Annotated in this window: 10 protein-coding genes; 5 read left to right on the plus strand and 5 right to left on the minus strand. The window is 33.3% G+C overall.

Annotation, left to right across the window (positions count from 1 at the left end; all coding sequences use genetic code 11):
• Positions 1-618, minus strand: a 618-nt coding sequence (locus DRF58_RS17200) for a tyrosine-type recombinase/integrase (RefSeq protein ID WP_245955565.1), incomplete at its 3' end; no start/stop codon positions are given.
• Between the two features lie 400 nt (positions 619-1,018).
• Between DRF58_RS17200 and DRF58_RS17205 the strand changes: the two genes are divergently transcribed.
• The gene (locus DRF58_RS17205; protein WP_089770025.1) at positions 1,019-1,489 is read left to right on the plus strand and encodes a hypothetical protein; all 471 of its coding nucleotides are present in this window, start codon (positions 1,019-1,021) and stop codon (positions 1,487-1,489) included.
• An 80-nt stretch (positions 1,490-1,569) separates the two neighbouring features.
• Here DRF58_RS17205 and DRF58_RS17210 read toward each other — a convergent pair whose 3' ends face one another.
• Together DRF58_RS17210 and DRF58_RS17215 are read right to left on the minus strand one after the other, a co-directional pair.
• The gene (locus DRF58_RS17210) at positions 1,570-2,037 is read right to left on the minus strand and encodes a hypothetical protein (RefSeq protein ID WP_116037135.1); all 468 of its coding nucleotides are present in this window, start codon (positions 2,035-2,037) and stop codon (positions 1,570-1,572) included.
• Positions 2,038-2,184: 147 nt separating this feature from the next.
• Positions 2,185-2,601: a transposase gene (locus tag DRF58_RS17215; protein WP_317124877.1), complete on the minus strand. Its 417-nt coding sequence runs from the start codon at positions 2,599-2,601 to the stop codon at positions 2,185-2,187.
• A 351-nt stretch (positions 2,602-2,952) separates the two neighbouring features.
• Between DRF58_RS17215 and DRF58_RS17220 the strand changes: the two genes are divergently transcribed.
• Together DRF58_RS17220 and DRF58_RS19220 are read left to right on the plus strand one after the other, a co-directional pair.
• On the plus strand, positions 2,953-3,969 hold the full coding sequence (locus DRF58_RS17220) for a TerC/Alx family metal homeostasis membrane protein (protein WP_116037137.1): 1,017 nt from the start codon (positions 2,953-2,955) through the stop codon (positions 3,967-3,969).
• Between the two features lie 471 nt (positions 3,970-4,440).
• Positions 4,441-4,626: an SDR family NAD(P)-dependent oxidoreductase gene (locus DRF58_RS19220; RefSeq protein ID WP_379883745.1), complete on the plus strand. Its 186-nt coding sequence runs from the start codon at positions 4,441-4,443 to the stop codon at positions 4,624-4,626.
• Between the two features lie 72 nt (positions 4,627-4,698).
• Here DRF58_RS19220 and DRF58_RS17230 read toward each other — a convergent pair whose 3' ends face one another.
• Together DRF58_RS17230 and DRF58_RS17235 are read right to left on the minus strand one after the other, a co-directional pair.
• Positions 4,699-5,481 (minus strand): SGNH/GDSL hydrolase family protein, encoded by a 783-nt coding sequence (locus DRF58_RS17230; protein ID WP_116037138.1) that lies wholly within the window; start codon positions 5,479-5,481, stop codon positions 4,699-4,701.
• Positions 5,482-5,551: 70 nt separating this feature from the next.
• A complete protein-coding gene (locus DRF58_RS17235) occupies positions 5,552-7,357 on the minus strand; it encodes a mechanosensitive ion channel family protein (RefSeq protein WP_245955566.1) in 1,806 nt (601 codons plus the stop codon).
• 254 nt (positions 7,358-7,611) lie between these two features.
• On the opposite strand from DRF58_RS17235, the gene DRF58_RS17240 reads away from it, so the two are divergent.
• Both DRF58_RS17240 and DRF58_RS17245 read left to right on the plus strand, forming a co-directional pair.
• Positions 7,612-7,908: a hypothetical protein gene (locus DRF58_RS17240; RefSeq protein ID WP_185144552.1), complete on the plus strand. Its 297-nt coding sequence runs from the start codon at positions 7,612-7,614 to the stop codon at positions 7,906-7,908.
• The gene (locus tag DRF58_RS17245) at positions 7,899-9,392 is read left to right on the plus strand and encodes a UvrD-helicase domain-containing protein (RefSeq protein ID WP_116037142.1); all 1,494 of its coding nucleotides are present in this window, start codon (positions 7,899-7,901) and stop codon (positions 9,390-9,392) included. The genes DRF58_RS17240 and DRF58_RS17245 overlap by 10 nt, the downstream gene beginning before the upstream one ends.
• Positions 9,393-9,460 lie beyond the last annotated feature (68 nt).

Consider the following 9,460-nt stretch of genomic DNA (forward strand, 5'->3'; position numbering starts at 1 on the left):
AACGCCTCGTTGTGAGTAGCGGGAATCAAACTCTCCGCCGGCTCTTCCTTCTCGTGGCATTCCAAAGAGATAATCTTCTGGTTTTTCAGCTTCGATATATTTTTTTAAACCCCGAATCAAATGTTCCGACAAAGGCAAATAGCGGTCTTTTTTGCCTTTTCCCTGAACCACTTTCAACTGTTTTCTATCAAAATCTAAGTCGCATAAACGCAGATTTCTAACCTCCATACATCGCAATCCGCAGCCGTAAAGAATGCCGATTAAGATTCTATGTTTCAGAAGTTTACAACCCGACAACATCTGCCAAACCTCCTGTTTACTGAGAACTACAGGGAGTTTTTTCTCTCTTTTAATTTCCGGAAGACTCAAAAAATCATAGCTCAAACCTTCCGATTTCAGTAAAAATCGAAGTCCGTAAACGGTATGTTTAAAATACGACTGTGAAGGTGATTTTGATTTTTTCTGAAGGTAAAAAAGGTAATCGTGAATTTGCTCAGAATCCAATTCTGTAGGAATTTTCCCGAAATGCAGCGACACCGCAGCGACGTGTCTGGAGTAATTTTGAAACGTACTTTGGCTTCTTCCCAACACCGAAACCGTACGTTCAAACCTTTGCAAAAGCTCCGCAAATCCCGGAACTTCGCGCTTTGCCTGATTGATGAGTTTGTTTTCTCTGAGTTCGTCTAAACTCTTTTTTTTGTTGTCATTCTATTGATTTTTAATTAGTTTTACAAAGTAATCAAAAATATGCAGACGGGGCTACCGAAGGTTTAGTTCAACAGTGTATTCGCAAAAAGCGGGGCTGAATTCTACCATTGAGAGATTTGTGATATTTTGTCGCAAAAAAACTTTTCTGTTTCCAAAAAAATTGTAATTTAGTCAACAGAAAAAGTTTTTTGCTTAGTGCAGTGAAAGTTGAGATTTTCGTTTGTAAAAGCCCGCCTTCGCGAATACTTTTTCGTTGGCAGACATTTTGGAAAATCGTGCTGCAAACAACAATCACTTAAAATAATAAATTATGAAGTTAAAGTTGTTAATAATCTTTTTGACGTTACTAAAAAATATTTCATATTCACAACCAAAAGACACAATTTACGGCAAAATAAAGTCCATTAGAGAACAACTTCTATTTTTAGATGAAAATCGACAAAATAGAAAACTATTCAGTACCGAAGGTGATTACGGACATAATGGTTTTTTAAGCGAAGAATATACAAAAAGAAGATTTAATATTTGGTGGTATCAAACTTATTGGGTTCACTATATTAATTACTATAAAGAATTTGACATCAACAATAAACTATTAAAAGTCATATGGTATTATAAAGACCAGACGATTTTAAATTCTTGTGAAAACGAATATGATAAAGAGGGTAAGTTAGTAAATCAAAAATTTAATTCTTATAAATTTTCAAATACAACTAATCTTTATGATAAAAACAATAATTTGATTTTATCAAAAAATATTGATTCGGATAAAAAGTATTAACGTTACAAATTTATAAAAAAAAAACAAATCGGAATAACATTAATTGCTATTCCGATTTGTATAAAGTGTAATTTAAAATATTATCTTAATTCTCCAATTAATGGCACTTGTTCTAATAAGGCTTGACGTATAGTGTTTTCAATATACATTTCCGCTTGGATGAATTTAGAAGCTTCCACAGGTGTAATAACTTTTGACATTTTTTTATAAGTTGAACCCCATAAAGATGTCATTTCTTTTTGAACATCAAGAGCATTTTTCATTATAGCATTGATGCTTTCTGGTGTAAAATTCTCGTAATTTTCAGCGTATTTTGTAATGTTTTGAATACGTTTTAAACCAATGGCTCTTCTGCTGTTTTCATAGGTTTCGTATAATTTCCAAAATTCAGCAGCTTTCGATTCGTCAACTTTCATATAATTTTCAATCAACGTTCTTTTTTCAATACCAAAAGCGTTTTGAAAGATAGCTACTTCATCTTTTTCAGTTTGTGAAAATGATGGCAATGCAATTAAAGCAAATACTAAGGATAAAATAAATTTTCTCATTTTTTAGTTGTTTTAATGTTAGTTTTAATAAGATATAATCAAAAATATCTTTCAAATATATAAATAAAATCAATACTGTCCTAAATAAATTTTAGGTTTCACAAATTTATTAAATCTATTGAGTTTATTGACCGAAAAACTCAATAATCAGAACAAAACCCCTTGTATAGTAATTTCTTGCTTTTGAAAGTGTTCTTCAAATGGTTTATCGAGCCATTTTTGGAGTTCAATTTTCACAAATAAATTGAGTCTAATAAATGCCACTAAATTTGATAAATGCCAATTATACCGAGCCATTGCTTTTAATGCTTTAAGGACAAGTATTGTTATTAAAGCTGTCCATATTTGTATCATTACTGCATTTTGTGTTGTTCCTACAAAGGATTTTATATGTAATAATTGTTTTATTTCTCTAAAGAATATTTCTACTTGCCAACGGCTTTTATACAGTTCACTTATGGTATTTGGCGACCAAATGAATTGGTTTGTGATGAGTTCAATAGTTTGCTGATTTTGTTTTATTACGAACAGATGATAAACTGTTTTTACTGAGGGTTTTAGTATTTAATCGAAACTTGTGGTGGAGAATGGTGTGTTTTTTGATAATGCTTCGAGCCCAAATGTTTTTTTGTAATTGATACAGTTGGTTATGGCTAATATTTTTTCAAATATTACGTTTCTAAGAAAATGGTCTATAGTTAATGTTTCGATACTGTGGATGGAAAATGGTTGTGTATGTTATGTTTTTTTTTAAAATTGATGGAGTTTGTTATTTTAAGTTTGTTGAGTCTGAAATATATGTTTGATAATAAATAAGTTCCAGTTAAATTGATAGGTGATAATAAAATAATGTCGTCCAATGAAGTAGGTGGACGGATAATATGCATAACTTTAGCAAATAATTAATTTATAAATATGGATAAAAGTATTATCGATTTGCATCCTGGTCTTGTGGCGGGTTTTATCATAGTTGTAGTGGTGTTGTTGTTGTTGGATCTTGGTGTTTTCAATAAAAAGGCGCATGAGGTGTCATCTAAAGAAGCAACAACATGGACTGTTGTTTGGATTTCTTTATCGATGGTTTTTTCAGTTGTTGTTTATTGGGTTTTCAATCAAGATGCAGGAGGACACGCTTTGGCAATAGAGAAGTTTACTCAGTTTCAGGCAGCGTATTGGATAGAAAAAGCATTATCTGTAGATAATCTCTTTGTATTTATTTTGGTATTTGGATTTTTCAAAGTTCCAAGACATCTTCATCATAAAGTCTTGTTTTGGGGGATAATTGGAGCGCTTATTTCTAGAGCGATTTTTATTTTTGCAGGTGTTGAGTTGATTGATTTGACTTATTTGCCAGAGATGACGGTTTTTGGACATGATGTTAAAATTAATGTAGTGATGACGCTTTTTGGGCTGTTCCTGATTTATGCGGGTGTTAAATCTTGGGGTGGAGGAGATCATGATGAAGAACAAGATTATAGTGAAAGTGCTGGCGCGAAATTGATTAAAAGTTTCTGGAAAGTTTCTGATAGCTATAATGGAGATAAGTTTTTCACAATACAAAACGGAGTAAAAATGGCAACGCCTCTTTTAGTTGTTGTTGCGGTAATCGAGTTTACAGATGTTTTGTTTGCGGTGGATTCTATTCCAGCGATTTTTGCGATTTCTAAAGATCCTTTTATCCTTTATACGTCTAATATTTTTGCGATTTTGGGATTGAGATCTTTATATTTCTTGCTATCCAATTTCATACATATGTTCAGTAAGTTACCTTATGGGCTTGCTGTGATTTTGAGTTTTATTGGAGTTAAAATGTTGATTTCACCTTGGTATCATATTTCATCTCCTGTCTCATTAGGGATTGTTGGGGGGATTTTGATATTATCGGTTGTTGTTTCAGTAATGTTTCCGGATAAGGAGGAGGAGTCTGCTTAAATTCCTTTTTTGAATAACAATAATATAGAAACCCACTTGAAAAGGTGGGTTTTGTTTAGTATTATAGGAAATATTTATAAATGAAAAAACCATAATTAGAAGTCTAATTATGGTTTTGTTCTGTACCCATAACCGAAGAAATATCGAAATATTTGGTGGAAGATTTGGAAAGAATTTCTGCACTTTCGCAAATTAATAATCTTGTTTAGTTATGAAGACGAGCGTATCTTCAAACACTTTAAAAATGATTTGGTTCAATTGATCTAAATCTAAAAAGAATTATAAAACTCATTTTTATCAAATAGTTTCTTTTAGTTTACGACTAATACAATTTAATTTAAAAAGTTAATAACAATCAGCATTCAAATAGTAGTATTTCAGTAATCTGTGCTGGTCCCGTACTCAAATTGATTAAATTTTCAATTGAAGAATAATAGTCCTATTATTTTGATGTTCTAACAAATTTCTCTTTTGTATCATGCGAAAGGAGGCAAAGTTAAGACGGTCATAGCAAATATGGCGAAGGAAGAATATATTGATTCAATGATCGCTGAGGCCGTGTCAAAATACGGCACTGTAGATATCCTGATTAATAATGCAGGGATAATAGACGATTTTTCACTTATGTCTTTTTCAAGGATGTCCAGCCTTTCCTGATCGATATCGGCAGCAATGACCTGATTCCTTCTGAAGCGAAAAATATTGCTATCGCTTTTACAAGAATCGGCTCTACTGCCTATTCACAATTTCATACAGCGATCTTTCGAACGCTGGCGTCCACCACAATTTGTAGCCAGCACGAAGTGGATGGACGTGATCCCCAAGCATATAGAGGTCCATCTGTTCATCAGAAATATCATTAAATTTTTTGTCGTCATACAGATCAATGATATCAACGTTCCATTTTTTCTGAACCTTATATAATTTTTTGATCACGAATTCATAATCCTTATCACCAAAGTTACTGTTGGTATAAAATACAACAGGACAATTCCATGTTTTTCGGGCATAGGCGATGATATATTCGATGGCTCCGACCGTTGTGGCTGTATTGAAATCCTTCATATTGGCAGAGGGGCTTACATTACCCACTGTTTGTATGCCGTTGTATCTCGTGTCATTAGTTGACAATTGACAAACAAAAACATCTACTTTCGCTTTTGTGTCAAAGTTTTTGATTCTTTCCACATAAGAACTTTTGCCATTGTCAAGCATTACCGTTCCGCTTTTGGCTTCTTTTACAATGGTGCAGTTATTCCTCTTTTGAATATAATCTGCAAAAGATTCTTCGTGGGAGGCAAACCCAACCGTTACCGACGATCCGAGAAAAAACAGAGTTTTGCCCGAAAGAGGACTGGAACTTAATTTTTCAGTTTGCGCAACACTATACTCTGAAGCATTTCCCTCCTTAAAATAACCTGATAGATAGAAGTAGCCCGCTGCTGCAAGGATGAATAAAGCCACAAATATTCCTAATATCCATTTGAGTATTTTTTTTGTTCTTATCGTCATAATTTTTCTGTTTAATATTATTTATAATTTTTACTTTTGAATATCATTTTTAAAGGTGGAACCTCTATCCTTATATGGTTAATGTGATTGCCATTTCTTTAAAATTTAAAAATAATTCCTGCCTCACAGTACTCAATACCTCTTCCGTCCTGTAGATACTGCACCAAAATTTAACCAATACTGTGTAATTTTCATTGGATACCGAATTGTAATAGATCTGTGGCAGCCTGTTGTTTTCAATGAGAGGTAGACTCTTCAAGGTCTTGTTAATGGTTTCATTAATGGTATCGATACCGGTTGTCCCAGTAATTTGAAACGTGATCTCGACCTGTTTTAAATTATCGGTGTAGGTCCAGTTTGTGATATTCTGGGAAAGGATATTTCCATTGGGAATAATGATCTCAGCACCACTGGATGAATTGATCTTTGTAGACCGCAGACCCATGGATTTCACGCGTCCGGACTGGGAATTGACATCGATGATATCGCCAACCTGTATAGGGCGGTCAAAAATGAGAATAATGCCGGAAACGAAATTGGTTACAATATTTTGAAGTCCAAGGCCGACGCCTACACCAAGAGCCCCTATAACTATGCTTAATTTGTCCATAGGCATTCCGGAGGCAGCCACAGCCAGCAGATAACCTACAATCAGCACGACCAATCTTGCGATCAGAAGTCTGGAATGCTGCTGCTTGTTGACGTTTTTCCCATCTTGCTCATCTTCCTCATCCAGTTCGCCGAAGAAATATTTCACATAATTTTGAAGCAGATGAGCCATCCAAACAATGAAGAAAAATAACATGATGCCTCTCATCGTAAAGGTCACACTCCCAATAATAATAGGGTTGGTAAGTATTCTTCTAAGTAGATCATAGATCGGTTTCCAAATATTCAGATTGGAAGCGATTACCATAAACCACATATAAATTACCGCCACATTAAATGGTTTTTTCAATGTGTCCGTTAAAGATTCGTGGTCGAAAATTTTGATGATACCACGTTTGACACGGGTGACAAATATCTGAAGGACGATGATCTCCAGTACGATCTTAAGCAAAACACTCAACGCAATGATCTGCGTCAGTGAAACGATCGCTGCAAGGCTCAGCGTATGAGACAGTGATACACGGCCGAAGATATTAAACAGTAAGGACAGACTGTTAAGACCTATAAATAAAATACTTGCCCATTTGAAGAACCAGTTGATGTAAAGTTCCTCTTTGATGCTTTTAAGCTGAAACATTCCGTAGCGTATACATAAGACGTTGATGGCTATAAAAGTGCACCGTTCCAAAAAGCTGATATTCACGAACAGATCAAGAAAGCATAAAACAATAAAGATGGCTAATAAATAATACCAGTTGAGAAGAGATTTGACAGGCCATTGATCTTTGAACAACAAACTAAGTATTCCAAGCAAGAGCAGCTGTAAGAGATCAACAAACAATGACGGAGCGTACAAATTCGTGACAATGGCCATATTTAAAAATATGACCAACAAAGGGAGCAGAATATTGTTGTTAAGATATTTAAAATTGAGAAAGGTCAGCTGTTCCATATTACCAGTGGCCTTCAGATACCGTATGTTTCTCCAGACGTACCAGGTAAGAAGCAATAATATAAAAACGGATCCAAAAATCATCCCCATATTATATTTTGAATAGTAAGCAACCACATTTCTTTCAATGTCCCATTTCGCTTTGATATTCTGGGAAACTGTTCTTTTATTGGTCATTTGGACAGCGTTCCATAGATTTGAATATTCATTGCCAAAGAGATTGACTCCCGATTTGTCAAGTTTTTTCTCTACGCTTATCATCGCATTTTCCACATTAAGATTGGCATCTATTACCATTCTTTTTTTTGCGGTCATGATCCGCATATTGTTTTTGATAATGCTGTCGGTTATTGTATACGTGCTTTTCAGCCGTAGCAGTTCTGTAGTATATTGTTTCCTGCGGAGCGTGTCCCTGACCAAAGACATAAATACATTATCATTCTTGAGCGTGGCTATGCCAACCAATTGGAACAGGGAAAACATTTGAATATGAAATCTTAATCAATAATCCTACTCTGGATATTTTACTTACAGACTCTATAAGTAATTCAGCAGAAATAAAAGATTTAATGATACTTTATAGTACTGCTGGAACAACTCCACAAGATTTATTGGACAAATTAAATGCGAGTACAGAAAATCAAAGGATTATAGATAGTATAACTGCAAACGCAACTATGTCTGAGGATGAGAAAAAGAAAGCAATTATAGCAGCAAGATATTTAAACTCTGTTGGGAAGGGTGAAAACGCATTAGAATTATGTTATGCCCTTCAGGAAAACCTAAGAAAGAAAGGAACGGCTGATTTTAAAGAATTTGTTGTTCCACCTTATATTCAATCTGCAATAGAAGAGCTATGTCAATAATTACAATTAATTCGGACAGTATAATCACAGATATTGACAGTCACTTCAAGGTGTCTGCGGGACCTGGTGCTGGTAAAACGTACTGGTTGGTAAATCACATAAAAAATGTACTACATAATTCAGACAAACTTTTCAGAACAAGAAAAATTGCCTGTATTACTTATACAAACATAGCTGTTGAAACAATTTTAAAGCGACTTGGAACTTCTGCTGAACATGTGGAAGTATCAACAATCCATAGCTTTTTGTATAAAAATGTTATCAAACCTTATGTTTCATTTGTTGCAGAAGAATTTGGATTAAATGTAGCAGAAATGGATGGTCATGATGATATTGTTTTATCTAATTATAGTTTTTTGAACGATTGGAAAACTAAAACGGGTCAACAAAGAATCAGAGATGATAACACTATTATTAAAGCTTTTACCAATCTTAAATGGAAATTCGAGAATAATGAATTAAAAGCTAAAACAGATTATCCATTTAAAGTCGGAAATTATGCAATTAAAAATGATTCGTATTTAGAATACAAAAAAATGATGTGGAAAAAAGGATTACTTCATCATGATGATGTTCTGTTTTTTAGTTTCCAAATTATTAATAAATTTCCTTTTGTTATCAATATTCTAAATGCTAAATTTCCTTACCTATTTATAGATGAATTTCAAGACAGTAATCCAATACAAGTCGAAATCTTTAAAAAGCTTGGATTGGGAGAAAGTAAAATCGGAGTAATAGGGGATATAGCACAATCCATTTATTCATTTCAAGGAGCAGATTATACTCAGTTTCAAAATTTTTCATTTCAGAATATGAATGAATACATCTTGAATGAAAATAGAAGAAGTAGTGATGAAATAATTGACGCTCTCAATGATGTGAGAAAAGATATTAGTCAAGTTAAAGTTAGAAATATATCAACTGAAAAACCAATAATATTTATAGGTGACATGATATTGGCATTAAGAGCTGCTAAAATTAAATGTAACGACGAAAGTATATACACGCTTTCAAGAAACAACATTACGTCTAATGCTATGAAAGCAGAAATAAATGGTATTGGACTAAATAGCAGGTTGTTAGAAAATCTTAAGGAAACTGATTCGACCACTAAACGAAGTAATTTAATATACGCTTGTATTAAAGCCATTGCTTATGGAAAAGAAGGTAAATTTAACGATGCAATCAAGGAATTAGAAAAACTATTTAATTATAGAGCAGATAAAATTAGAGGCAAGCGAAAAGCATTAAAATATATTACTTTATTATTAGATAAATATTCAGAATTTGAAAATAGTTCTTTATTTGATTTTGCTGTCTTCATAAGAACTAATCTAGTTTCTGATTTACCCAACTTTAAAACTGGGGCAATCAAGACTTTTTATGATAGTCATACTTTTAAACAACTTCTTCTTTGTGTATCAATACCAGAAGATATGAGTTCACATAAGACGGATCAATCTCAAAAGTTGTGTGCAAATTGAAATAAGTTTTCGATTTTTGCAGTAAACTTTAAGAACATTGGATCATTATCTGGAACTGCTGAAACATA

The sequence above is a fragment of the Epilithonimonas hispanica genome, from assembly GCF_003385395.1.
Lineage (GTDB): Bacteria > Bacteroidota > Bacteroidia > Flavobacteriales > Weeksellaceae > Epilithonimonas > Epilithonimonas hispanica.

Excerpts from the sequence above, each read along its gene's own strand:
- DRF58_RS17205 (WP_089770025.1), top strand. The coding sequence starts at position 1,019 with ATGAAGTTAAAGTTGTTAATAATCTTTTTGACGTTACTAAAAAATATT.
- DRF58_RS17210 (WP_116037135.1), bottom strand. The coding sequence starts at position 2,037 with ATGAGAAAATTTATTTTATCCTTAGTATTTGCTTTAATTGCATTGCCA.
- DRF58_RS17220 (WP_116037137.1), top strand. The coding sequence starts at position 2,953 with ATGGATAAAAGTATTATCGATTTGCATCCTGGTCTTGTGGCGGGTTTT.
- DRF58_RS17230 (WP_116037138.1), bottom strand. The coding sequence starts at position 5,481 with ATGACGATAAGAACAAAAAAAATACTCAAATGGATATTAGGAATATTT.
- DRF58_RS17235 (WP_245955566.1), bottom strand. The coding sequence starts at position 7,357 with ATGACCGCAAAAAAAAGAATGGTAATAGATGCCAATCTTAATGTGGAA.
- DRF58_RS17240 (WP_185144552.1), top strand. The coding sequence starts at position 7,612 with ATGATACTTTATAGTACTGCTGGAACAACTCCACAAGATTTATTGGAC.
- DRF58_RS17245 (WP_116037142.1), top strand. The coding sequence starts at position 7,899 with ATGTCAATAATTACAATTAATTCGGACAGTATAATCACAGATATTGAC.